The organism is Citrobacter amalonaticus (assembly GCF_001559075.2).
GTDB lineage: Bacteria > Pseudomonadota > Gammaproteobacteria > Enterobacterales > Enterobacteriaceae > Citrobacter_A > Citrobacter_A amalonaticus_F.
This window is the reverse complement of the sequence record NZ_CP014015.2, coordinates 3,539,959-3,565,034: the sequence shown is the minus strand read 5'-3', so window position 1 is coordinate 3,565,034 and position 25,076 is coordinate 3,539,959. Positions and strand designations below refer to the sequence as shown.

Annotated in this window: 22 protein-coding genes and 1 riboswitch; of the genes, 10 read left to right on the top strand and 12 right to left on the bottom strand. The window is 56.0% G+C overall.

Annotation, left to right across the window (positions count from 1 at the left end; genetic code table 11):
- Positions 1–3: 3 nt before the first annotated feature.
- From dinG to pcaB, 3 genes are all read right to left on the bottom strand, one after another.
- A complete protein-coding gene (dinG, locus tag AL479_RS17195) occupies positions 4–2,154 on the bottom strand; it encodes an ATP-dependent DNA helicase DinG (RefSeq protein WP_061076940.1) in 2,151 nt (716 codons plus the stop codon).
- Positions 2,155–2,427: 273 nt separating this feature from the next.
- Positions 2,428–3,849 (bottom strand): DASS family sodium-coupled anion symporter, encoded by a 1,422-nt coding sequence (locus tag AL479_RS17190; protein WP_061076939.1) that lies wholly within the window; start codon positions 3,847–3,849, stop codon positions 2,428–2,430.
- A 33-nt stretch (positions 3,850–3,882) separates the two neighbouring features.
- Entirely contained in the window at positions 3,883–5,235 is a 1,353-nt protein-coding gene (pcaB, locus tag AL479_RS17185) for a 3-carboxy-cis,cis-muconate cycloisomerase (RefSeq protein ID WP_061076938.1), read from the bottom strand.
- Between the two features lie 202 nt (positions 5,236–5,437).
- On the opposite strand from pcaB, the gene AL479_RS17180 reads away from it, so the two are divergent.
- Positions 5,438–6,172 (top strand): GntR family transcriptional regulator, encoded by a 735-nt coding sequence (locus AL479_RS17180; RefSeq protein ID WP_043001287.1) that lies wholly within the window; start codon positions 5,438–5,440, stop codon positions 6,170–6,172.
- Positions 6,173–6,839: 667 nt separating this feature from the next.
- Here the strand turns inward: AL479_RS17180 and rhlE are convergent.
- Positions 6,840–8,216, bottom strand: coding sequence for an ATP-dependent RNA helicase RhlE (gene rhlE / locus AL479_RS17170; protein WP_061076937.1), 1,377 nt, complete (start codon positions 8,214–8,216; stop codon positions 6,840–6,842).
- A gap of 231 nt (positions 8,217–8,447) precedes the next feature.
- On the opposite strand from rhlE, the gene cecR reads away from it, so the two are divergent.
- The 5 genes from cecR (at position 8,448) to AL479_RS17145 (ending at position 14,158) form a co-directional block, all read left to right on the top strand.
- Complete coding sequence (cecR, locus tag AL479_RS17165) at positions 8,448–9,122, top strand: transcriptional regulator CecR (protein ID WP_061076936.1); 675 nt, start codon at positions 8,448–8,450, stop codon at positions 9,120–9,122.
- Complete coding sequence (hlyD, locus tag AL479_RS17160; RefSeq protein WP_061076935.1) at positions 9,122–10,117, top strand: secretion protein HlyD; 996 nt, start codon at positions 9,122–9,124, stop codon at positions 10,115–10,117. The genes cecR and hlyD overlap by 1 nt, the downstream gene beginning before the upstream one ends.
- Complete coding sequence (locus AL479_RS17155) at positions 10,110–11,846, top strand: ATP-binding cassette domain-containing protein (RefSeq protein ID WP_061076934.1); 1,737 nt, start codon at positions 10,110–10,112, stop codon at positions 11,844–11,846. The genes hlyD and AL479_RS17155 overlap by 8 nt, the downstream gene beginning before the upstream one ends.
- The gene (locus AL479_RS17150) at positions 11,839–12,972 is read left to right on the top strand and encodes an ABC transporter permease (RefSeq protein WP_061076933.1); all 1,134 of its coding nucleotides are present in this window, start codon (positions 11,839–11,841) and stop codon (positions 12,970–12,972) included. Before AL479_RS17155 ends, AL479_RS17150 begins: the two co-directional genes overlap by 8 nt.
- A 79-nt stretch (positions 12,973–13,051) precedes the next feature.
- Entirely contained in the window at positions 13,052–14,158 is a 1,107-nt protein-coding gene (locus AL479_RS17145) for an ABC transporter permease (RefSeq protein ID WP_061076932.1), read from the top strand.
- Here the strand turns inward: AL479_RS17145 and AL479_RS17140 are convergent.
- Positions 14,120–14,530: a YbhQ family protein gene (locus AL479_RS17140; protein WP_061076931.1), complete on the bottom strand. Its 411-nt coding sequence runs from the start codon at positions 14,528–14,530 to the stop codon at positions 14,120–14,122. The genes AL479_RS17145 and AL479_RS17140 overlap by 39 nt on opposite strands.
- A 132-nt stretch (positions 14,531–14,662) precedes the next feature.
- Between AL479_RS17140 and AL479_RS17135 the strand changes: the two genes are divergently transcribed.
- The 3 genes from AL479_RS17135 to AL479_RS17125 are packed head-to-tail and all read left to right on the top strand — an operon-like array spanning position 14,663 to position 17,624.
- On the top strand, positions 14,663–15,424 hold the full coding sequence (locus AL479_RS17135; protein WP_061076930.1) for an endonuclease/exonuclease/phosphatase family protein: 762 nt from the start codon (positions 14,663–14,665) through the stop codon (positions 15,422–15,424).
- A complete protein-coding gene (gene clsB / locus AL479_RS17130) occupies positions 15,421–16,662 on the top strand; it encodes a cardiolipin synthase ClsB (RefSeq protein ID WP_061076929.1) in 1,242 nt (413 codons plus the stop codon). Before AL479_RS17135 ends, clsB begins: the two co-directional genes overlap by 4 nt.
- Positions 16,662–17,624, top strand: a complete 963-nt coding sequence (locus AL479_RS17125) for a lysylphosphatidylglycerol synthase domain-containing protein (RefSeq protein ID WP_061076928.1) — start codon at positions 16,662–16,664, stop codon at positions 17,622–17,624. Before clsB ends, AL479_RS17125 begins: the two co-directional genes overlap by 1 nt.
- 71 nt (positions 17,625–17,695) lie before the next feature.
- On the opposite strand, the gene AL479_RS17120 is transcribed toward AL479_RS17125, so the two are convergent.
- The 6 genes from AL479_RS17120 to moaA form a co-directional block, all read right to left on the bottom strand.
- Entirely contained in the window at positions 17,696–18,400 is a 705-nt protein-coding gene (locus tag AL479_RS17120; protein WP_061076927.1) for a Bax inhibitor-1 family protein, read from the bottom strand.
- A 54-nt stretch (positions 18,401–18,454) separates the two neighbouring features.
- Positions 18,455–18,907, bottom strand: coding sequence for a molybdopterin synthase catalytic subunit MoaE (gene moaE, locus AL479_RS17115; RefSeq protein ID WP_061076926.1), 453 nt, complete (start codon positions 18,905–18,907; stop codon positions 18,455–18,457).
- Between the two features lies 1 nt (position 18,908).
- Positions 18,909–19,154, bottom strand: a complete 246-nt coding sequence (moaD, locus tag AL479_RS17110) for a molybdopterin synthase sulfur carrier subunit (RefSeq protein WP_061076925.1) — start codon at positions 19,152–19,154, stop codon at positions 18,909–18,911.
- On the bottom strand, positions 19,147–19,632 hold the full coding sequence (gene moaC, locus AL479_RS17105) for a cyclic pyranopterin monophosphate synthase MoaC (protein ID WP_044256450.1): 486 nt from the start codon (positions 19,630–19,632) through the stop codon (positions 19,147–19,149). Before moaC ends, moaD begins: the two co-directional genes overlap by 8 nt.
- 5 nt (positions 19,633–19,637) lie before the next feature.
- Entirely contained in the window at positions 19,638–20,150 is a 513-nt protein-coding gene (gene moaB / locus AL479_RS17100) for a molybdenum cofactor biosynthesis protein B (protein ID WP_061076924.1), read from the bottom strand.
- A gap of 25 nt (positions 20,151–20,175) precedes the next feature.
- Positions 20,176–21,165, bottom strand: coding sequence for a GTP 3',8-cyclase MoaA (moaA, locus tag AL479_RS17095; protein WP_061076923.1), 990 nt, complete (start codon positions 21,163–21,165; stop codon positions 20,176–20,178).
- A riboswitch (molybdenum cofactor riboswitch) is annotated at positions 21,153–21,295 on the bottom strand. It overlaps the preceding gene by 13 nt.
- Positions 21,296–21,562: 267 nt before the next feature.
- Between moaA and yvcK the strand changes: the two genes are divergently transcribed.
- The gene (yvcK, locus tag AL479_RS17090; protein ID WP_061076922.1) at positions 21,563–22,471 is read left to right on the top strand and encodes a uridine diphosphate-N-acetylglucosamine-binding protein YvcK; all 909 of its coding nucleotides are present in this window, start codon (positions 21,563–21,565) and stop codon (positions 22,469–22,471) included.
- A 115-nt stretch (positions 22,472–22,586) separates the two neighbouring features.
- Here yvcK and uvrB read toward each other — a convergent pair whose 3' ends face one another.
- Positions 22,587–24,608, bottom strand: coding sequence for an excinuclease ABC subunit UvrB (gene uvrB, locus AL479_RS17085; protein WP_061076921.1), 2,022 nt, complete (start codon positions 24,606–24,608; stop codon positions 22,587–22,589).
- Positions 24,609–25,076 lie beyond the last annotated feature (468 nt).

Genomic DNA, 25,076 nt, shown 5'->3' with positions numbered 1-25,076 from the left:
ACGTTATTTACGCCGACGGCGCGTGGGTTTCGCTTTTTCTTTTGCCTTAACGATAACGTCTGGCACAGCGGGTCGCTCTATGGGAAAAACAGGTAATGCCTCCAGTAAACGCTTGCCATAATTTTTGGTCAACAGACGCTTATCATAAATCACCACTTCTCCCCAGCACCCGTGGCTACGGATCAAGCGCCCCACCTGCTGGATAAGATTAAACGAGGCGGCGGGTAAACTCTGCACTTCGAACGGATAGCGATTGAGACTTTTAAGCCACTCGCCTTCGGTGATCACCACCGGGCTGTCGATGGGGGGAAAAGCAATTTTGTGGATATGCACCTGACTGAGTAAATCGCCTTTCAGATCCAGACCTTCGGCGAAAGATTGCAGCCCAACCAGTACGCTGCGCTCGCCGTTTTCTACCCGCTTACGGTGCAGTTCCACCAGCCGGTAGCGCGGCTGATCACCCTGGACCAACAGCAACAGGCGCAGATCGGTGACGTATTCCAGAAAGCGCTGCATCGCTCGCCCACTGGCAAACAGCACCAGCATGCCGGAATGCTTTTTACTTTCCAGCTGTTCGCGGAAATAGGCAGCCATCTCCGCAATATGCTGCTCTTCGTTGTCTATCAGCGGCTCATAGCGCATCTGCGGAATAATAATTTTGCCCTGCTCGACATGGTTAAACGGCGAATCGAGCGCGACGAAGCGGTCTCCGGCTTTTTCCTTCAGGCCGCTCATCTCCTGCAGACGCGAAAAGCTGTTAAGTGAACGCAGCGTGGCGGAGGTGACGATAATATGCGGCACACTGCGCCAGAGTAACCGCTCCAGTTGATCGCTCACGCGGATCCCTACGCAGTGAAACCAGACGTGGGGTTGTCCGTCACGCACCTCGCGTGTCGTCCATTTCGACACCGGTGCGCCGGATGACTGGGCCAGCGAGGCCAGCCGCCACAGTTTGCTCTGCGCTTCAAACATCCCCAGCGCACGGTTCATCTGCAAAATAGCCCGGTGCAAACGCACAACATCATGGCTGCCGGTTTTCTCGCTAAGATCGTTCAAAAACAGCTCCGCCAGACCACGCAGCGTTTCGGTGAGCTTCGCCAGACGCTGGCAAATCTCCATCACTTCATCCGGCAGTTCCCCCATCGCAAAACGATGTTCCGCTTCCTGCCCGACTGGCATGTACAGACTGAGAATGTTATTAAGTGACGCGATAAGTTCATACAGCTCTTCGCAATGGGCGTTCAGACGCTCCGGATTCGCCAGCGGCGGCGTGGTTTTGGGGCGAAACTGCTCCATGCAGGTCGCCACCAGTTTGCAAAACAGATCCAGTTGCAGACGATACCAGGGGGCGGTAATTTCCGCACTCATTTCCAGCGCATCGCGGGCGACATCCGGCAGGTGATGGCCTTCATCGAGCACCAGCAGCAGATTTTTCGGGTCCGGTAACACCGCTTCGCTTTCCATCGCCGCCATCACCAGCGCATGGTTTGCCACCACCACTTCCGCTTCCTGAATCTCGCGACGGGCCACAAAAAACGGGCACTCGCGGTAGTAGTGGCAGTTGCGGTTAAGGCAACTGGCTTTATCGGTACTCAGTCGTCGCCAGAGATCGTCGTCAATGGCAATATCCGTATGATCGCGCAGGCCGTCCCACTTGTAGCTGTCGAGGTCGCCTTTCAGCTTTGCGCAGCGCTTCTGCTCTTCCTGATTGTTCGGCGTGAGTTCATCGTCAAGAAAGGCGAGCAGATCCTGCTGCGTCGGTTCGGTACTGGCCAGCGCCGTCAGATTTCGCGGACACACATAGCGCCCGCGACCAAATGCGGCGGTAAAGCGAAGATCGGGAATGATTTTGCGCAGTAGCGGCAGATCTTTACTGTAGATCTGATCCTGCAACGCCACGTTGGCGGTACTGACCACCAGCGTTTTTTGCTCTTCCCGCGCAATGGCAATGCCGGGAATGAGATAGGACAGGGTTTTCCCCACTCCGGTAGGAGCTTCAATCGCCAGATGACGCCCTTCTTCTCCGGTCAGCGTTTTTGCGACATCGGCAATCATCTGCCGCTGCGGCGCACGGGGGATAAAGTCGGGGATCTGTTCCTGAAGCGCCTTATACCAGGCGGCGATTTGCGCTTTAAGCGCAGCGGTTAATGCCATGAGAAAACCTGAAACACTGTATAAACAGCCACTATTGTGGCACATTTCAGGCCTGGAACGTATCTTTTTTGCCGCTTCTGGAAGGCGCTTCGCAACCTGGAGACGAAGTGCCGGATGGCGGCTTACGCCTTATCCGACCTACGGCTATATACCAATCTGTGCGCGTAGTGAAGTGCCGGATGGCGGCTTACGCCTTATCCGGCCTACGGCTATATACCAATCTGTGCGCGTAGGCCTGATAAGCGCAGCGCCATCAGGCAACTGCGCTGCGACTTAATAGTAACCCAGCAGCTTCCACCACAGCATGCCCACGGCGAAAATGATAATGACGTTGAAGGTCACCACGCACAGGTTGATTCGGTAAAACCGTGGTCGCTCGAAATAGCCTTGCGCAAAGTAGATAGGACCGGGTCCGCCGCCGTACTCGGTGTTCCCCCACATCAGGTTACTGAAGATACCGAAGCAGATAGCCACCATCATCGGCGGTGCGCCGGCAGCAATCGCCGTGGCGGCAAATGGCGCGTACAGCGCGGCAACGTGCCCCGTGGCGGTAGCAAACAGGTAGTGGACGTAGATATACAAGACACCGAGCACGATGAAGGCTTCCATTGCACCGAACCCCTGAATCCCGCTACCCAGCTTCACCGTCATCCATTTGATGAATCCCAGATCCGCCAGACCCGTCGCCAGGCTGATGATCACGCTGAACCAGATCACCGTATCCCACGCCGCATGGTCATTGAGGAGACTTTTCCAACTGACCGCTCCGGTCGCAAACAAATAGGCGGCCAGCCCCAACCCAACCGACGTCGCAGAGAGGCCAGTTATCAGACTGGTTCCCCAGCCCACCAGCGCCAGCACAAAGCCTATGGCTACTTTTTTCTCATTACTGCTCATACCGCCCAGTTCGCTCAGCGACTGTTTGCCCATCGCTTTGGCTTCCGGAGTCTGTTTCAGTTCCGGATCCAGCAGCTTGTAGACCAGCAGCGGCATCAGGCAAAAACAGACCATCGCCGGAACGACGGCGGAAATAAACCAGCCGCCCCAGGTGATCTCCAGACCCAGCGTGGATTTTGCCAGGCTTGCCACCAACGGGTTCGCCGCCATCCCCGTTAAAAATATCGCCCCGGTGATCGGCGTGAACTGAAAGCAGACCATCGTTAAGAAATCGCCAATCCGCTTACCGGTCACGCCGGGCGCCGAACCGAGCACGTCATTGATTGAGCGGGCGATCGGGAAAATAATCCCGCCGGAACGCGCCGTTACAGAAGGCATCGCCGGGGCCATAATCAGGTCGGAAACGCCAAGCGAATAGGCGATCCCCAGGCTACTGCCACCAAACAGCGACAGCATTTTATAGGCAATGCGTTTCCCCAGCCCGGAGGTGACAAACCCCAGCGAAAGCACGTAGGCGCAGAAAATCAGCCATACCGTGCCAGAGGCAAAGCCCGACAGCGCCTTTGCCTCGGTCAACGTTTTGCTAAAGATGACCACGCAAAGCGCAATCAGCATGACCGCCCCCGAAGGGAGCGGCTGGGTCAGGATTGCCGCAATAGTGGCGGCAAAAATCGCAAACATATGCCAGGCCGCCGGCGTTAACCCTTCAGGGACGGGAATAAACCAAATGACGGCACCGATCACCAGCGGGATCAGAAATGAGAGAAGTTTCTTTCCCGCGACAGAATTTGTAGACATAGCCATATCCTTATTCCGTTAGCACGAGAATGTTCATTTCCGTGACTGATATTTGGCCAGCACCTGATCGACCATCTCAGGCGCCATTCCCAGATAATTTGCCGGGTCGGTCAGTTGGTTAATCAGTTGCGGATCCAGTCGTTGTGCGACGGTCGGCATGGCATTCAGTACATCGGCCAGATGACCGCCCTTCTCATTGACGATGCGACAGGCGTCATACACCACATCGTGAGCATCCTGACGACCGATGTACGGAGCCAGCCCCATCATCACGGCTTCGGCCACAATCAGTCCATTGGTCATTCCCAGATTGCGCGTCATCGCGGCTTCATCGACCTCCAGTCCTGCCAGCATGAAGTTGGCCTGATGCAGCGCCCCTGCGCTCAGGACGAAACTTTCCGGGATCGCAATCCATTCCGCGTGCCACGGTCCGGTGGCGCGCTCCAGATCCTGAACCATCGCATCCAGCATCAATCCGGCCTGTTGGCGAACGCCTTTCGCACAGGCCAGCATCAACTCACTGGAGATAGGGTTACGTTTTTGCGGCATCGTGCTGCTGGCGCCACGTCCTTTTACGAACGGTTCATACAGTTCACCAAACTCGTTCGACGCCATCAGCATCACGTCATAAGCAATTTTTCCTAGCGAACCGGTGATGACCGCCAGTAAATTTACCGCTTCGGCGAAGCCGTCGCGCGCTACGTGCCAGGTGGAGGTCGGGACGTTGAGACCTAACTCTTCCATCAGCGCTTTTTGTACCGGCAATCCTTTGTCGCCCAGCGATGCCAGCGTTCCGGCAGCCCCGGCAAATTCACCGACCAGTACACGCGGACGCGCCTGTTGCAGTCGTTCGGCGTGGCGTTCAAACATGTCCAGCCAGATGGCGGCTTTATAACCGAAGGTCACCGGCAGCGCCTGCTGTAAATGGGTGCGACCGGCCATCGGTGTATCCCGATAGCGCAGCGCCAGATCTGCCAGCGTTGCGCGCAACCGGTTCATATCCGCTTCGATCAGTTCAAAGGCGTCACGGATTTGCAGTACCACCGCCGTATCCATAATGTCCTGCGTCGTCGCCCCCCAGTGCACATAGCCGCCAGACCCTCCGGCCTGCTTTGAAATCTGGTGCACAAGCGGCAGGATCGGATAACCGACGATTTCCGTCTCATGGCGCAGCAAATCGAAATCCAGCGTATCGGCATTGCACTTCTCGGCGATCTCTTTAGCTGCGGCTTCCGGAATCACTCCGCAACGCGCCTGCGCTTTGGCGAGCGCCACCTCCACTTCGACATACTTGCGAATGAGTTCGTAGTCATCAAACACCGCGCGCATTGCCGGTGTACCAAAAGAATCTCTAAATAAAACAGAATCCATTACATTCGAAGCCATAAATCCCCCGGTTCAATCTGATAATGATAAGATGAGCGTCTGACCCGGTTTACAACGCAACCGGGACAACAACAATGTCCGCACATACATGAATGTCCGTACATTTAGAATGTACGGACATTTATAATAATCATGACGAATGTATGGAATAGCCCGTACCCATTTTTGTGACTGTGATCATTAATTATTTGACGAAATTGCGATGAAAGAATCTCTGTACAAACGGATAGCCCGTGAACTGGCCCATCAAATCTCGACAGGAACTTACCCGCCCGGTTCACTGTTTCCGACAGAAATGGAACTGTGCGAAACCTGGCAAGTAAGCCGTCACACCATGCGCGAAGCGCTGCGGGAATTAACGGAACAGGGGTTGATTTCGCGACGTAAAGGCGCAGGTACGCGCGTATGCGAACCGCAGGCGAGCGGGGTTAACCATCCGCTGTCGCATCTGGAAGATCTGCTGCTGTTGGCGAAAAACAACCTGCGGGTGATTAAAAAGATCGATGAGATTGTGGCGGATATTGAGCTTTCCCAGCTGATAGATTGCCCGCCTGGTTCACGCTGGCTGCATATCGCCAGTATTCGCGAGGATGCGCAAAACCCGGATGCGCCTATTTGCTGGACGGACAGTTACGCCAGCACCGATTATTCCAGGCTGCGCGCGTTTATCCGCGACGATCCGCACTCGCTGATTAGCGATCTGATCGAAACGCACTACGGAATTAAGAGTCACGAAGTGCATCAGACGATCACCGCCGTTGGCGTACCGAAGAAAATCGCGAAGATACTGAATGTCGAGCCCGACTCTCCGGGGATGCGCATCGTACGACGCTATCGGGATCGTGACGGAAAAGTGTTCGAGACCACGATTTCGATTCACCCGGCGGGAAGATATACCTGTTCTATTGTGTTGAAATCGCAGAATTCGGGGGAGTGAGGGGGGGTTGTATTCGCTTTGCGAAGCATATGCCACCTCTGGGACGGGTACCGTTCACCTCATGTCCGCAGCTAGTCTGGTGCACCAGCACCAGTGAACGGGTTAAGGAGGCTCGTCGCCGCCTCCTTAACAATCCAGGCTCCCGACAGGAAAATTGTCGCTTCGCGATGCCCTCCGCTTATTCCTCCAGGCTACCGGGACGGGCGCGACTCAGCGTCCCTGCTTCGCACGCCCTGAACCCGCATCCTTGCGGGTTCCCCGGCCTTACGGAAACGCGTCGGCAATTTTCAGTCGGCCCCATCCACACCTGACCACCTGAGCGGTTTACTTTTTACAGCGAAATGAATTTACCTGAAAGGCTGAGAATCGAAGCGATGCCGTTGGTCCGGCGTGAAAATCGATGAGCCGTTGACGGCTGACCGGGTCCGCCCGCAGGGAAGCGGGCGGAGGGGACGGCCTGCAGGGATGCAGGCTCGGCCCCGACCCGACAGGCAGACGACATAAGGCGAATGGACCACGAAGTGGCGATTTTCCCGGCCGGGAGCCAGGGTTGCAAGGGAGGCGGCGGTGAGCCTCCCTTGCACGTTCACGTGTACTGCGGTTTCAGAGAACCACTGAATATAGAGTGAACGTAACATTTCTCAGAGTATCAGGTTCCCCTGCCCCCTTACTGTACTGGCGTAATTCTGCGTGGACGACGCGGCGGACGGGGCTTTTCGCCTGCCGGTTTCGCATCGCCTGTGCGGCGTGAAGGTTTAGCGCCGACTTTTGGCGCGCCACCGTCCTGACGACGCGGCTGCTGAGCACGACCCGCGCCCTGCCCTTGTCCCTGACCGCGGCCTCGACCGCCGCCACCGCCGCTACGCTGCTGACGACCATTCTGGATCGGCTCAGCTTTAATCGATGGATCCGGCTCGTAGCCCGGCGTAGTAATACGCGGGATCTCTTTTTTCAGCAGTTTTTCAATGTCACGCAGCAGTTTGTGTTCATCAACACAAACCAGCGACAGCGCTTCACCCGTCGCCGCAGCACGACCGGTACGGCCGATACGGTGCACATAATCTTCCGGAACGTTCGGCAGCTCGTAGTTCACCACGTGCGGCAGTTCTTCGATATCCAGACCGCGCGCTGCAATGTCAGTCGCCACCAGCACGCGGATATCGCCTGATTTAAAATCCGCCAGCGCACGGGTACGCGCTCCCTGGCTCTTGTTACCGTGGATTGCTGCGCTGCGGATACCATCTTTGTTGAGCTGTTCCGCCAGGTGATTAGCGCCGTGTTTGGTGCGGGTAAAGACCAGCACCTGCTGCCAGTTGCCCTGACCGATCATCTGCGACAACAGTTCGCGCTTGCGTTTCTTATCGACAAAATGGACGTGCTGCGTCACCTGCTCAGACGCCGTGTTGCGACGCGCCACTTCAATTTCCAGCGGGTTATGCAACAGCTTTTCAGCCAGCGCCTTGATCTCATCAGAGAACGTCGCGGAAAACAGCAGGTTCTGACGCTTCGCCGGCAGTTTCGCTAACACCCGGCGAATATCGTGAATAAAGCCCATATCCAGCATACGGTCCGCTTCATCCAGTACCAGAATCTCAATCTGGTCCAGCTTCACCGCGTTCTGGTGTTCCAGGTCCAGCAAGCGGCCCGGCGTTGCCACCAGCACATCGACGCCACCACGCAGTTTCATCATCTGCGGGTTAATACTCACGCCGCCAAAAACCACCAGCGAACGAATGTTCAGATACTTGCTGTAATCACGGACGTTTTCACCAATCTGCGCCGCCAGTTCACGCGTCGGCGTCAGGATCAGCGCCCGCACCGGGCGACGTGCCTTGCCGTGCGGCTGTTTGGTAATAAGGTGCTGTAACAGCGGCAGCGTAAAGCCCGCCGTTTTACCGGTACCGGTCTGCGCACTCGCCATCAGGTCGCGACCTTCCAGCACGGCGGGGATCGCCTGTTGCTGAATAGGGGTAGGTTCACGGTAACCCTGCTCGGCAATGGCGCGCAGAATATCAGGATTTAAACCCAGGGAATCAAAAGACATAACTACTCCGAACCGCCCCGACCGTTCCCGGTGTCGTTTTCAGGGAGATGCATACAATTTGGGAATGACAAAAACCACAATGTCATGAAGGGGCGGAGTGTAGCAGTTTTTGTGACACACCGCATAAATTATCCCTGTCACTGGAAAAGACAAAATAAACGACCAGACTGGACAAGGAGAATATTCAGTCATAATCTTAATCAATCGATTGATTAAGAATTAGGTCGCGTGATGAATACGCCCACCATGACCACGAAAGGTGAACAGGCCAAAAGCCAGCTGATTGCCGCCGCACTGGCACAGTTTGGCGAATATGGCCTGCACGCCACCACCCGCGACATTGCCGCGCAGGCCGGGCAAAATATTGCCGCCATTACCTACTATTTTGGCTCAAAAGAGGATTTATACCTCGCCTGCGCCCAGTGGATTGCCGATTTTATTGGCGGGCAGTTTCGGCCGCACGCGGAAGAAGCCGAACGCTTATTCGCCGAGCCCCACCCCGACCGTGCGGCCATGCGCGAGCTGATTCTGCGCGCCTGCAAAAACATGATCATGCTGTTGACCCAGGATGACACCGTCAATCTGAGCAAATTTATCTCGCGTGAACAGCTCTCCCCTACCGCGGCCTATCAACGGGTGCACGAGCAGGTTATTGAGCCGCTGCACAGTCATCTGACCCGTCTTATCGCCGCGTATACCGGCTGCGACGCCAGCGATACGCGCATGATTCTGCATACCCACGCGCTGCTCGGCGAAGTGCTGGCATTCCGTCTCGGTAAAGAAACCATTTTGTTACGTACCGGCTGGTCGCAGTTTGATGAAGAAAAAACCGCACTGATTACGCAGACCGTGACCTGTCATATCGATCTTATTCTGCAAGGGTTATCGCAAAGGAGTCTGGACTGATGAAAAAACCTGTCGTTATCGGGCTGGTGATTGCGGCACTGCTCGCCGTGATTGCCGGTGGCACATGGTGGTATCAAAGTCGACAGGATAACGGGCTGACGCTCTACGGCAACGTGGACATCCGTACCGTTAACCTCAGCTTTCGTGTCGGTGGTCGACTCGCATCGCTGGCGGTGGATGAAGGAGATGCCATTAAAACGGGACAGGTGCTGGGCGAACTGGATCATGCTCCCTATGAGAACGCCCTGATGCAGGCAAAAGCGGGCGTTTCCGTCGCCCAGGCCCAGTACGATTTGATGCTGGCGGGCTATCGTCAGGAAGAGATCGCCCAGGCTGCGGCAGCGGTGAAACAGGCCCAGGCAGCCTATGATTACGCGCAGAATTTCTACAACCGCCAGCAGGGGTTGTGGAAAAGCCGCACCATTTCCGCTAACGATCTGGAAAACGCCCGTTCTTCCCGCGACCAGGCGCTGGCCACGTTGAAATCCGCGCAGGACAAACTGAGTCAGTACCGTTCCGGTAATCGCGAACAGGATATCGCCCAGGCGAAAGCCAGCCTTGAACAGGCGCAGGCACAGCTGGCACAGGCGGAACTCGACCTCCATGACACCACGCTTGTCGCTCCGTCGAACGGCACGCTGTTAACCCGTGCGGTCGAACCTGGCAGCATGCTCAGCGCAGGAGGCACCGTGCTGACGCTCTCCCTCACCCGACCGGTCTGGGTGCGCGCCTACGTCGACGAACGTCATCTCTCTCAGGCACAGCCGGGACGCGAAATCCTGCTGTACACCGATGGACGTCCCGACAAGCCTTACCACGGTAAAATCGGTTTTGTCTCTCCGACGGCAGAATTCACTCCGAAAACGGTAGAGACGCCAGACCTGCGTACCGATCTGGTTTACCGTCTGCGCATTGTGGTCACCGATGCCGACGACGCCCTGCGCCAGGGCATGCCGGTGACGGTGAAGTTCGGCAACGAGGCTGGACATGAATGACGCCGTCATCACGCTAAGCGGGCTGACTAAGCGTTTTGCCGGACTGGAAAAACCGGCGGTCGCCCCACTCGACTGTACGATTCACGCCGGGTATGTAACCGGTCTGGTGGGGCCGGATGGTGCCGGGAAAACCACGCTGATGCGAATGCTGGCGGGCTTGCTGAAGCCGGATGGTGGCAGCGCGACGGTGATTGGCTTTGATCCGATCAAAAACGACAGCGCACTGCACGCCGTGCTCGGTTACATGCCGCAGAAATTCGGTCTGTATGAGGATCTCACCGTGATGGAGAACCTCAACCTGTACGCGGATTTACGCAGCGTGACGGGCGAGGTACGAGAAAAAACCTTTGCCCGCCTGCTGGAGTTTACCTCGCTCGGCCCGTTTACCGGGCGTCTGGCGGGAAAACTGTCCGGCGGGATGAAACAGAAGCTGGGGCTGGCCTGTACGCTGGTCGGCGAACCTAAAGTGCTGCTGCTGGATGAACCTGGCGTCGGCGTTGATCCGATTTCACGTCGCGAACTGTGGCAGATGGTGCACGAACTGGCGGGCGACGGGATGCTGATCCTGTGGAGCACCTCCTATCTGGATGAAGCCGAACAGTGTCGGGACGTGCTGCTGATGAACGAAGGCGAACTGCTGTATCAGGGGGAGCCAACCCAACTGACGCAAACCATGGCGGGACGTAGTTTTTTGATGCACAGCCCGCAGGAAAACAACCGTAAACTGCTCCAGCGGGCGTTAAAACTGCCGCAGGTCAGCAACGGTATGATCCAGGGGAAATCGGTGCGTCTGATCCTGAAAAAAGAGGCCACGGCGGACGACATTCGCCATGCCAACGGCATGCCGGAGATCGACATCAGCGAGACGGCGCCACGCTTCGAAGACGCGTTTATCGATCTGCTGGGCGGTGCCGCGACCTCTGAATCACCGCTGGGTGCCATTCTGCATACCGTAGAGGGAACGCCGGGTGAAACGGTGATTGAAGCGAAAGCGCTGACCAAGAAATTTGGCGACTTCGCCGCCACCGACCACGTCGATTTTGCCGTCCAGCGTGGTGAAATTTTTGGCCTGCTGGGCCCCAACGGCGCGGGCAAATCGACGACCTTTAAAATGATGTGCGGCCTGTTAGTACCCACATCCGGAAAAGCGCTGGTGCTGGACATGGATCTGAAGGTCAGCTCCGGCAAAGCACGCCAGCATCTGGGCTATATGGCGCAAAAATTCTCGCTCTACGGCAACCTGACGGTGGAGCAAAACCTGCGCTTTTTCTCCGGCGTTTATGGCCTGCGGGGACGCGCGCAGAACGAAAAAATTGCCCGTATGAGCGAGGCGTTTGGCCTGAAGAGTATCGCCTCGCATGCTACCGACGAACTGCCACTGGGCTTTAAGCAGCGTCTGGCGCTGGCCTGTTCGCTGATGCATGAACCGGACATCCTGTTTCTCGATGAACCCACTTCAGGCGTCGATCCCCTCACCCGCCGCGAGTTCTGGCTGCATATCAACAGCATGGTGGAAAAAGGCGTGACGGTGATGGTGACCACGCACTTTATGGACGAAGCGGAATATTGCGACCGTATCGGCCTGGTCTATCGCGGGAAATTGATTGCCAGCGGCACGCCGGACGATCTGAAAGCGCAGGCCGCCGATGATGACACGCCGGACCCGACCATGGAGCAGGCTTTTATCCGGCTGATTAACGACTGGGATAAGGAGCATGCCAATGCGTAACCGCCTTCTCTCCTGGCGTCGCGTACGGGCGCTGTGCGTCAAAGAGACGCGGCAGATCGTCCGCGATCCCAGTAGCTGGCTGATCGCCGTGGTGATCCCACTGCTGCTGCTGTTTATTTTTGGCTACGGCATTAACCTTGACTCCAGCAAGCTGCGGGTGGGGATCCTGCTTGAGCAGCAAAGCGAAGAGGCGCTGGACTTTACCCATGCGATGACCGGCTCGCCGTACATCGACGCCACCATTAGCGATAATCGCCAGGCGCTGATTGAAAAGATGCAGGCCGGGCGTATTCGCGGCCTGGTGGTGATTCCGGTCGATTTCGCCCAGCAGATGGCGCGCGCCAACGACACCGCGCCCATTCAGGTCATCACTGACGGCAGTGAACCCAATACCGCCAACTTCGTGCAGGGCTATGTGGAAGGGATCTGGCAAATCTGGCAGATGCAACGGGCGGAAGATCGCGGGGAAACGTTTGAACCGCTGATTGAGGTGCAGACCCGCTACTGGTTTAATCCGGCGGCAATCAGCCAGCATTTTATTATCCCTGGCGCGGTGACCATCATCATGACGGTAATCGGCGCAATCCTCACCTCACTGGTGGTGGCGCGTGAATGGGAACGCGGGACCATGGAAGCGTTGCTCTCTACGGAAGTGACGCGCGCCGAGCTGTTGCTGTGCAAGCTCATCCCCTACTACTTCCTCGGCATGCTGGCGATGCTGCTGTGTATGCTGGTATCGGTGTTTGTTCTCGGCGTCCCGTATCGCGGATCGCTGCTGCTGCTGTTTTTCATCACCAGCCTTTTTTTGCTCAGTACGCTGGGGATGGGACTGTTGATCTCTACCATCACCCGCAACCAGTTTAATGCCGCCCAGGTGGCGCTTAACGCCGCCTTTTTGCCGTCAATTATGCTGTCAGGTTTTATCTTCCAGATAGACAGTATGCCTGCGGTGATCCGTGCGGTGACCTACATTATTCCGGCACGCTACTTCGTCAGTACCCTGCAAAGCCTGTTTCTCGCCGGTAATATTCCGGTGGTGCTGATTGTCAACGTGCTGTTTTTGGTAGCCTCGGCGGTGATGTTTATTGGTCTGACATGGATAAAAACCAAACGTCGGCTGGATTGATGTAATAAAAGGCAGTGTGCCTGATGGCGCTGCGCTTATCAGGCCTACGAGGTGCTTCATCGGGTATAAGGGCAACACTATGTTTCATCGTTTATGGACGTTAATTCGCAAAGAACTGCAGTCGCTGTTACGCGAGCCGCAAACCCGCGCGATCCTGATTCTGCCGGTGCTGATTCAGGTGCTTCTGTTTCCCTTTGCCGCGACGCTGGAAGTCACTAACGCCACCATCGCCATCTATAACGAAGACAACGGGAAGCACTCGGTTGAGCTGACCCAGCGCTTTGCCCGCGCCAAAGCCTTTACCCACATCCTGTTACTGAAAAGCCCGCAGGAAATTCAGCCCACGATCGATACGCAAAAGGCGCTGCTGCTGGTGCGTTTTCCGGCGGATTTCTCGCGCAATCTGGATACCTTTCAGTCTGCGCCCATGCAGTTAATCCTTGATGGTCGTAACTCGAACAGCGCGCAGATCGCCGCCAACTATCTTCAGCAAATCGTGAAGAACTACCAGCAGGAGCTGATGGAAGGCAAGCCGAAGCCGAATAACAGCGAGCTGGTGGTTCGCAACTGGTACAACCCTAATCTCGACTACAAATGGTTTGTGGTGCCCTCACTGATCGCGATGATCACGACCATTGGCGTGATGATCGTCACCTCGCTGTCCGTAGCGCGCGAGCGCGAACAGGGCACGCTGGATCAGCTGTTGGTCTCCCCGCTCACCACCTGGCAAATATTTATCGGTAAAGCGGTTCCTGCACTGATTGTGGCCACCGGCCAGGCCTCTATTGTGCTGGCAGTTGGTATCTGGGCGTATCAGATCCCGTTTGCCGGGTCGCTGGCGCTGTTTTACTTCACGATGGTGATTTACGGGCTGTCGCTGGTGGGATTTGGCCTGCTGATCTCCTCACTCTGCTCCACGCAGCAGCAGGCGTTTATCGGTGTATTCGTCTTTATGATGCCGGCGATTTTACTGTCGGGCTACGTCTCTCCGGTCGAGAACATGCCGGTCTGGTTGCAGAATCTGACGTGGATAAACCCGATCCGTCACTTCACGGATATCACCAAGCAGATCTATTTGAAAGATGCGAGTTTGCAGATTGTCTGGGGAAGCTTGTGGCCGCTACTGGTAATAGCGGCCACGACGGGATCAGCGGCGTATGCGATGTTTAGACGCAAAATCATGTAGTTTTTTGTCTTTCGCCAGCAGCGAAACCACAGCGGGTCCGGCCAGGATTGCCAGTCCCGCTAACGCCAGCAGGACGTTGTTTTGTAAAACCCGGGACAACAGCCACAGCACAATCAGCGCCGCGCCGAAATACCAGGTGGTGGTGAGTTCTTCCAGCACGTCGGCGACTTCGCGCCAGCGCTGCTCATGATGACGCTGTAACGCCAGCATCAGTAATACGGTCACACCATACACTACGCATAATCCCAGGCCGACGTGCACCAGCGTGCCACTCATCCAGCCCACGACCAACAACGCCACGACCAGTAAATGCAACATAATCTGCCAGCAACTTAACCCCGTTGCGACACGAACTCGTTGTTGCCACCTCATGGCTTTTCTCCTGAAAGATTTTTCTCTAATTACTCAGAGTACCGCACTTTACGGAAAATTCCGTAACACCGCACCTTTTTGTGACGACGACTACACTATTTCAATCAGAAGCGTGACACCAACAGGAGAAAAATGACTCAGTCGACACGAAATTTTTCATTCACCGTGCTCACCATCAATACGCATAAAGGCTTTACCGCCTTTAACAAGCGCTTCATTTTACCGGAACTGCGTGATGCCGTTCGTACGGTTGGCGCCGACATTGTCTGCCTGCAGGAGGTGATGGGCGCGCACGAAGTGCATCCGCTGCACGTCGAAAACTGGCCGGATACCACGCACTACGAATTTCTCGCCGACACCATGTGGAGTGACTACGCTTACGGGCGTAACGCCGTCTACCCGCAAGGGCATCATGGCAACGCGGTGCTGTCACGCTATCCTATTGAACATTATGAGAATCGGGATGTTTCGGTCGGCAGCAGTGAAAAGCGTGGCGTGCTCTACTGTCGTATTGTTCCGCCGCAACTCGGGAAACCGATTCATGTGATGTGTGTTCACCTCGGCCTGCGAGAAGCTCACCGGCAGGCGCAGCTCACCCTGCTGGCAAACTGGGTTAACGCCCTGCCCGATGGCGAACCGGTGGTGGTGGCCGGTGATTTCAACGACTGGCGGCAGAAAGCGAATTATCCGCTAAAAGTCGCTGCCGGGCTTGAGGAGATTTTTACCCGCGCCCGCGGTCGCCCCGCGCGCACCTTTCCCGTCAGCCTGCCGCTGCTACGCCTCGATCGTATTTACGTGAAAAATGCCAATGCCAGTTCGCCGACAGCGCTGCCGCTGTGCAACTGGCGGCATCTCTCTGACCATGCCCCCCTTAGCGCGGAGATCCATCTATGAAATGTGGCTGGCGTGAAGGTAATCAGATCCAGTTACTGGAAAACGGCGATCAGTATTATCCCGCCGTGTTTGCGGCAATAGCCGATGCGCAGCAAAAAATTATTCTCGAAACCTTCATCTGGTTTGAAGATGAGGTAGGGAAACAGCTCCATGCGGCTCTGCTGGCCGCAGCAAAACGTGGCGTGAAGGCGGAAGTGCTGCTGGACGGCTACGGCTCGCCGGATCTAAGTGATACGTTCGTCGGCGAACTGACCTCAGCAGGTGTGGTGTTTCGTTATTACGATCCGCGTCCCCGAATTTTTGGTATGCGCACCAACGTCTTTCGCCGTATGCATCGCAAGATTGTGGTGATTGACGACCGGGTGGCGTTTGTCGGCGGGATTAACTATTCCGACGAACATATGTCCGACTACGGCCCGGAAGCCAAGCAGGATTATGCAGTGCGTGTGGAAGGACCTGTCGTCGCCGATATTCTGCAGTTTGAGGTGGAAAATCTCCCCGGACAGAGCGCGGTGCGCCGCTGGTGGCGTCGTCATCACCGTGCGGAAGAGAACCGCCAGCCCGGCGAGGCGCAGGCGCTGTTCGTCTGGCGCGATAACGACGAGCACCGCGACGATATCGAACGTCACTACCTGAAAATGCTCACCCAGGCACGGCGGGAGGTGATTATCGCCAACGCCTACTTCTTTCCTGGCTACCGGTTACTGCACGCCATGCGCAAAGCCGCCCGCCGCGGCGTGCGCGTCAAACTGGTCGTGCAGGGGGAGCCGGATATGCCGATTGTGAAAGTCGGAGCCCGCCTGTTGTACAACTATCTGGTGAAAGGCGATGTCCAGGTTTACGAATACCGCCGTAAGCCACTGCATGGCAAAGTGGCGCTGATGGATGACCACTGGGCGACGGTCGGCTCCAGCAATCTCGACCCGCTCAGCCTGTCGCTTAATCTGGAAGCCAACCTGATCGTTCACGATCGCCAGTTCAACCAGACGCTGCGCGACAACCTCAACGCGATCATTACCGAAGACTGTAAGCAGGTTGATGAGTCGATGCTGCCGAGACGCACCTGGTGGAACCTGACCAAAAGCGTGCTGGCGTTCCACTTCTTACGTCACTTCCCGGCGCTGGTCGGCTGGCTTCCGGCACATACTCCCCATCTGGCGCAGGTGGATCCGCCAGCCCAGCCCGAAATGGAAACGCAGGATCGGGTGGAGGTACAGAACACAGGAGCCAAACCCTGATGGCAAAATCACATCCGCGCTGGCGGCTGGCAAAAAAGATCCTCACCTGGCTGTTTTTTATCGCCGTGATTGTGCTGCTGGTCGTCTACGCCAGCAAGGTCAACTGGGAGGAGGTGTGGAACGTCATTCGCGATTACAACCGGGTTGCGTTGCTGAGCGCCGTCGGGCTGGTGATCCTCAGCTATCTGCTCTATGGCTGCTATGACCTGCTGGGCCGCGCCTATTGTGGTCACAAGCTGGCAAAGCGGCAGGTGATGCTGGTGTCGTTTATCTGCTATGCCTTTAACCTGACGCTCAGTACCTGGGTCGGCGGCATTGGTATGCGCTACCGACTCTATTCCCGCCTCGGCCTGCCGGGTGGCACCATCACCCGTATCTTCTCTCTAAGCATCACCACCAACTGGCTGGGCTACATTCTGCTTGGCGGGATCATCTTCACCTTTGGCGTGGTGCAACTGCCGGCCCACTGGTATATCGACGAGGGCACGCTGCGCATTCTGGGCGGGGTGCTGCTGTTAATCATCGCTATTTATCTGTGGTTCTGCGCCTTCGCAAAGCATCGTCATATGACGATCAAAGGGCAAAAACTGGTGCTACCGTCGTGGAAATTTGCGCTGGCCCAGATGGCTATCTCCAGCACAAACTGGATGGTGATGGGGGCGATCATCTGGCTGCTGCTGGGCCAGCAGGTAAACTATTTCTTCGTGCTGGGCGTGCTGCTGGTCAGCAGTATCGCGGGGGTGATTGTCCACATTCCTGCGGGAATTGGCGTCCTGGAAGCGGTCTTTATCGCGCTGCTGGCGGGGGAACACGCGTCGCAAGGCACGATTATTGCCGCCCTGATCGCCTATCGCATGCTGTATTACTTTGTCCCGCTTTTGCTGGCGCTATTGAGCTATCTGCTGCTGGAGAGTCGAGCGAAGAAGCTGCGGGCAAAGAACGAGAAGGCGATGGCGAAGTAATACCTCGTCACCGCCCTCGGCATCATTTTCGTTGGCCGGATAAGGCGTAGCCGCCATCCGGCACAACGAACTCAGCGGCGATTGCCTAAAATACGCAGCAGCATCAGGAACAGGTTAATGAAGTCCAGATACAGCGTAAGCGCGCCGAGAATCGAGTATTTACGCAGGTTAGAACTGTCACGCACATCGATCTGCTCGCCGATGTTCTTCAGTTTCTGGGTGTCATAGGCGGTCAGCCCGACAAACACCACCACGCCGATATAGGTCACCGCCCACATTAGCGCTTCACTCTTCAGCCAGAAGTTCACCAGTGAGGCCAGGATGATACCGATCAGCGCCATAAACAGCATGTTTCCCCAGCCGCTCAGATCGCGCTTCGTGGTGTAACCCCACAGGCTCATCACGCCAAACATCCCGCCGGTGACCACAAAGGTGCTGGCGATCGAGGAGTAGGTGTAGACGACAAAAATACTGGAGAGCGTGAGCCCGGTTAGCGCCGAATAGAGCATAAACAGCGTCGTCGCCATGCCGGCACTGAGTTTATGCACCAAGCCAGACAGCACAAAGACCAGCGCCAGTTGAGCGATGATTAAACCGAAGAACGTAATTTTGCTGGAAAAGACGAACATCATGACGGCTGGCGTATTCGCCGCATACCACGCAATAAACGCGGTAAGCAGCAACCCGACCGTCATCCAGCCGTATACCTGCGCCATATAGGTTTGCAGGCCGGAACGCGCCTGCACGATTGATTCGGATCGTGGAAATCGGTCCATGATAATCTCCTGATTGAAAGTGACCACTCTGGATAAGCGTATCACAATTTCCTGCTACCAGCGTTTTGCCGCCTGCCGATCGCTGTCGCGGGCTTCCACCCAGCGCTCGCCTTCCGGCGTGGCTTCACGCTTCCAGAACGGCGCACGCGTCTTCAGATAGTCCATGATGAACTGCCCGGCCTCAAACGCACTGCTGCGGTGCGAACTGGTGACGCCGACAAAGACGATTTCATCGCCCGGCCACAGTTCGCCAATCCGGTGAATCACCGTGACGCGTCCCAGCGGCCAGCGCGCCCGCGCCTCGTCGACAATCTCCGCCAGCGCTTTTTCCGTCATTCCCGGATAGTGCTCCAGCGTGAGCGCCTTCACGCTGTCGCCGAGATTATGGTTGCGCACTTTACCCGTGAAAGTCACCACCGCACCGTCTTCGTCGCGTGCCGCCAGCCAGGGATATTCATCCCCCACGCTGAACGGCGCAGGCCCGACCACAATTTTTGTTTCCGCCATCTCAGCCTCCCGTGACCGGAGGAAAGAAAGCCACTTCATCACCCGCCGTCAGCGGATGATCAAAGCTCACCAGCGTCTGGTTTACCGCCGCCAGCAGCTTGCCGTCTTCCAGCGCCAGCGCCCAACGGTTGCTGTTAGCAGCCAGATGCTGACGCAGCGCTTCCACCGTCGGGAAATCTGCCGCCACATCCAGCGTATCGGTACCCACCAGTTCGCGAACCTGAGCGAAGAACAAAACCTTAATCATTCGAATCCGCCTTAAAATCGCCAGACTTACCGCCGCTTTTCGCCAGCAGACGCACCGGACCAATCACCATATCTTTCTGCACCGCTTTGCACATGTCGTAAATGGTCAACGCGGCCACGGACGCCGCCGTCAGCGCTTCCATCTCCACCCCGGTTTTGCCGGTAAGACGACACAGCGATTCAACACGGACACGATTGTGTTCAGGTTGCGCCTGCAGTTGTACTTCCACTTTGCTCAACAGCAACGGATGGCACAGCGGGATCAGCTCCCAGGTGCGCTTTGCCGCCTGAATACCGGCAATACGCGCGGTGGCGAACACATCGCCCTTGTGGTGGCTGCCGTCGATAATCATGGCCAGCGTTTCGCTGCGCATGGTGACAAAGGCTTCAGCGCGCGCTTCGCGGACGGTCTCCGCTTTTGTGGAGACATCCACCATGTGCGCTTCACCGGCGGCGTTTATGTGAGTCAGTTGCGACATACTTATTACTTCTTCAGATGTGGGTGAAAATTACAGGGACGCGTACGGGCATCAAGCTGCGGTGCAATGATATTGTCCCACGCGGTACGGCAGGCTTTGGTGGAGCCTGGCATCGCGAAAATCAGCGTTTTGTTGGCCACGCCCGCCACCGCGCGCGACTGCAGCGTAGCCGTGCCGATCTCTTCAAACGACAGCATACGAAACACTTCGCCGAAGCCTTCCACTTCGCGATCAAATAACGGCAGCAGCGCTTCCGGAGCCTGGTCGCCTTCGGTCAGGCCCGTGCCGCCGGTGACCAACACCACCTGCACCGCATCACTGGCAATCCATGCTGAAACCTGCGCGCGAATGGCGTAACGGTTCTCTTTGACAATCGCTTTATCGATAATCTGATGCCCCGCTTCCTGCGCGGAATCACGCAGAAAATGGCCGGAGGTATCGTCCTCTTCGCCACGACGATTAGATACCGTCAAAATAGCAATGCGGGTCGGAATGAATTCAGCGCTTACCTGACTCATGGAAAACTCCTTGTTCAAAGCGGCGTTAACCGCCTATGTATGAGAGGTTCTGGGTGATACCGGTATTGTTCTGATGCAGGAAATGGGTCTGTTTTTTCTCACGCAACGCAAGTGCGATACGCGCTTCCAGCGCATCTTGTTGCTCATCGTCTTCCAGCAAATCACGCAGGCTGACGCCTCCCTCACCAAACAGGCAGAGATGGAGTTTACCCACGGAGGAGACGCGCAGACGGTTGCAGGTCGCGCAGAAGTCTTTTTCATACGGCATGATGAGGCCGATCTCACCCTCATAATCGGGGTGACAAAAGACCTGCGCCGGACCGTCGCTACGCTGGCGTAGCTGGTGGATCCAGCCGCGACGCAACAGTTCGTCACGCAGCACCTGACCGGAGATGTGATGTTTACGGAACAGTTCGCTGCCCTCACCCGTCTCCATCAGTTCGATGAAACGCAGTTGAATGGGACGCGTCTGGATCCAGTCGAGAAAGGTATCGAGTTGATGATGGTTCACATCGCGCATCAGCACGGTGTTGACTTTAACTTTTGCAAAACCGGCATCAAACGCGGCATCGATGCCCGCCATCACCTGCTGGAATTTATCCTGCCCGGTAATCGCGTGGAACTGACGCGCATCAAGGCTATCGACGCTGACGTTAATGCCGGTCAAGCCAGCCTCGCGCCAGTGGGCGGCATCACGCGCCAGACGGTAGCCATTGGTGGTTACCGCCAGTTGACGAATCGCCTCGTTTTCACGCACGGCGGCAATGATGTCGGTGAAATCACGACGCAGAGAGGGTTCGCCACCGGTCAGACGCACTTTTTCAGTGCCCAGGTTGGCAAAGGCGCGGGTCACCCGGCGAATTTCATCGACGGAGAGAAAACCTTTATTGGTGACGCCGCCGGGCTTGTAGCCATCCGGCAGGCAGTATGTGCAACGAAAGTTGCACACGTCGGTAATCGACAGACGCAAGTAGTAAAACTTGCGCGCGAAAGCATCGGTCAGTTGTGTGGCCATGTACACCTTTCCAAATACGGGAGGCGAAGTCATTTCTTCCTGCGCCCTGGTGGCAATGCGTTTGCGTTGTCACGGCCAAAGCACCGTATCATTTGACCCAGGTGCAGAGGCTAGAGTGTTTACTGTGGTTATGGCGATACTAGCGTGTAAATGAACATAATGCCATTTACACTTAACGCTGTATAATCATGTATATAGCGTCATGATCGTGCCATTTCGCTACAGAATAAGCAAAAATAGCACTTTTGCATTGATGTATATCATTTCGCAGTCAGGCATTCGTCACTCTAAAGAGGTAGTACGGCAGAATTTATTTTCTCAACTTGCCGTTGGCGAATTGCTGAAAAGCCCCTGTTTGCGCTACTGTAGCGCGGTAAATCTGACTTCAGGAATTTTTATGCGCAATCGTACGCTGGCTGACCTGGATCGTGTCGTCGCTCTCGGCGGAGGGCATGGATTAGGACGCGTTCTCTCTTCCCTCTCCTCCCTCGGCTCACGCCTCACCGGTATCGTGACCACCACGGATAACGGCGGCTCGACGGGCCGTATTCGCCGCTCAGAAGGGGGAATCGCCTGGGGCGATATGCGCAACTGTCTCAATCAGTTGATTACCGAACCGAGCGTCGCTTCCGCGATGTTTGAGTACCGTTTTGGCGGTAATGGCGAACTTTCCGGTCATAACCTCGGAAATCTGATGTTAAAGGCGCTCGATCACCTGAGCGTGCGGCCTCTGGAAGCTATCAACTTAATTCGTAATCTGCTAAAAGTAGACGCACATTTAATCCCCATGTCGGAGCTGCCCGTTGACCTGATGGCGATCGACGATCAAGGGCATGAAGTGTACGGTGAAGTGAATATTGATCAGCTCACCTCGCCCTTGCAGGAACTGATGCTGTCACCAAAGGTCCCCACTACCCGGGAAGCGGTGCAGGCGATTAACGACGCCGACCTGATTATTATCGGTCCGGGCAGTTTTTACACCAGCCTGATGCCAATCCTGCTGCTGGATGAGCTCGCCCAGGCGCTGCGCCGCACGCAGGCGCCCATGGTCTACATCGGCAATCTGGGTCGGGAACTGAGCATCCCCGCCGCAAGCCTGACGCTGATCGATAAGCTAACCATTATGGAGCAGTATGTCGGTAAAAGAGTCGTTGATGCGGTTATCGTGGGACCGAAAGTGAATGTCTCTGCGGTCAGCGACCGGGTGGTGATTCAGGAAGTTCTGGAGGCCAGCGATATTCCTTATCGCCATGACCGCCAGTTATTACACAGCGCGCTGGAGAAAGCCGTACAGGCGCTGCGGTAACCGCCTGATTGCCTGATTACCTGATGGCGCTACGCTCATCAGGCCTACTTATCACATCTGCGGACAGCCAGCGAACAGGCCGGATACGGTATTTACACCGTCATCCGGCAATCTCTCACGACGCGGCGATAAACAGTTCACGCAGCTGATGCAGTTGATCGCGGATCTGCGCGGCCTCTTCGAATTCCAGATTCTGCGCATGCTGCATCATCTGCCCTTCGAGCTCGTGGATCTTCTGTTGCAGCGCTTTTGGCGTCATGTCCAGTTCCACCACATCCGATTTCGCCGCGGAACGCGATTTGCCTCTGCCCTTCGCCTTGGTTTTCGCAATGTTCTGCCCCAGCGCCAGAATATCGACCACTTTTTTATTCAGGCCCTGCGGAGTAATGCCGTGCTCTTCGTTGTACTGTTGCTGTTTCTCACGACGACGCTCGGTTTCGCTAATCGCCTTCGCCATTGAGGCCGTAATTTTGTCACCGTAAAGAATCGCCTTCCCGTTAATGTTACGCGCCGCACGACCGATGGTCTGTATCAGCGAACGTTCGGAACGCAGGAACCCTTCCTTGTCGGCGTCGAGAATCGCCACCAGCGACACCTCAGGCATGTCGAGACCTTCGCGCAACAGGTTGATCCCCACCAGCACATCAAACTCGCCCAGACGCAGGTCACGAATGATTTCCATACGTTCTACGGTATCGATGTCCGAGTGCAGGTAACGCACCCGCTCGCCGTGCTCTTCCAGATACTCGGTGAGATCTTCCGCCATGCGCTTAGTCAGCGTGGTTACCAGCACGCGCTCGTTAATCTCCGCGCGCTTGCGGATCTCAGAAAGCAGATCGTCCACCTGCGTTGCCACCGGACGTACTTCAATCACCGGATCCAGCAACCCTGTCGGACGCACCACCTGATCAACCACTTCGCCGCCCGATTTCTCCAGCTCGTAATTGCCCGGCGTCGCAGACACATAAATAGTCTGAGGTGCCAGCGCTTCAAACTCTTCGAACTTTAACGGGCGGTTATCCAGCGCCGATGGCAGACGGAAACCGTACTCCACCAGCGTCTCTTTACGCGCCCGATCGCCGCGATACATCCCGCCAATCTGCGGGATGGTGACGTGGGATTCATCCACCACCAGCAAACCGTCGGCGGGCAGATAGTCAAACAGCGTCGGCGGCGGCTCACCCGGCCCGCGTCCTGACAGAAAGCGCGAGTAGTTTTCGATCCCTGAGCAGTAACCCAGCTCGTTCATCATCTCCAGATCAAACTGGGTACGCTGACTCAGACGCTGTTCTTCCAGCAGTTTGTCGTTGGCCAGCAGGACTTTGCGACGTTCAGCCAGTTCGACTTTGATCTCTTCCATCGCCTGCACAATGCGCTCACGCGGGGTCACGTAGTGCGTTTTCGGGTAGATGGTGTAGCGCGAAATGGTGGACTCCACCTGCCCGGTCAGCGGGTCAAACAGCGACAGACGCTCCACCTCTTCGTCAAACAGCTCCACACGCAGCGCAATGTCGTCGGATTCCGCCGGGAAGATGTCGATCACCTCACCGCGCACGCGGAAAGTCCCGCGCTGGAACGCCTGATCGTTACGGGTATATTGCAGTTCAGCCAGTCGCCGCAGAATGGCGCGCTGATCGATGATCATGCCCACCGTCATGTGCAGCATCATCTTCAGATATAAATCGGGATCGCCCAGACCATAGATGGCGGAAACAGAGGCCACGACGATCACGTCACGGCGCTCCAGCAATGCTTTGGTGGCCGACAGGCGCATCTGCTCAATGTGTTCGTTCACCGAGGCATCTTTTTCGATGAAGGTGTCTGAGCTGGGAACATACGCTTCCGGCTGATAGTAGTCGTAGTAGGAGACGAAATACTCAACGGCGTTATCCGGGAAAAACTCTTTCATTTCACCATACAGCTGCGCCGCCAGCGTTTTGTTGGGCGCCAGCACCATCGTCGGACGCTGCAAATCTGCGATCACATTAGCAATGGTGAACGTTTTCCCCGAGCCCGTTACGCCAAGCAGCGTCTGATGCGCCAGGCCGTCCTCCAGTCCCTCTTCCAGACGGCGTATCGCCTCGGGCTGATCGCCGGAAGGTTTAAATGCGGAATTCAGTTTGAACGGTTTACTCATGAGCAGCTACCTGAAGGAATGAGCGGGCAGGTGTGTAATTTTACTCGCAGAGGATAATATTGCCAGTAAAATATACTGGATGAAAAAACAGTAACGCCTCATGAAATTTGTGTTACGCATGATAAAAGCGGATCGGAGATGGCTATAATTTCACCGCTGGCAAGATATTACACTACGAAGCGGGTTTATCCCCAGACCATTGACTTCGTTAACATTGTCAAGATGTGTGATGAAAGTTTTATTGCATTCAATGACCACAATATGACAGCCATTGATTTTATCTAACGCGCTGTAAATTATAGGATATTTCACAAAGACGCCTTTCGCACCAATTCGGCTGGAAGCCGCGTATTCTCTCGCTTGCCTTGTGTTTTCTAACTCTAATACACAAGGTTATCCACAGGAATGGTGGATAACTGCCTGCAGGCCATATGGTCTGCCGCCTGGCAAATTCCCGGTCCGACCCAC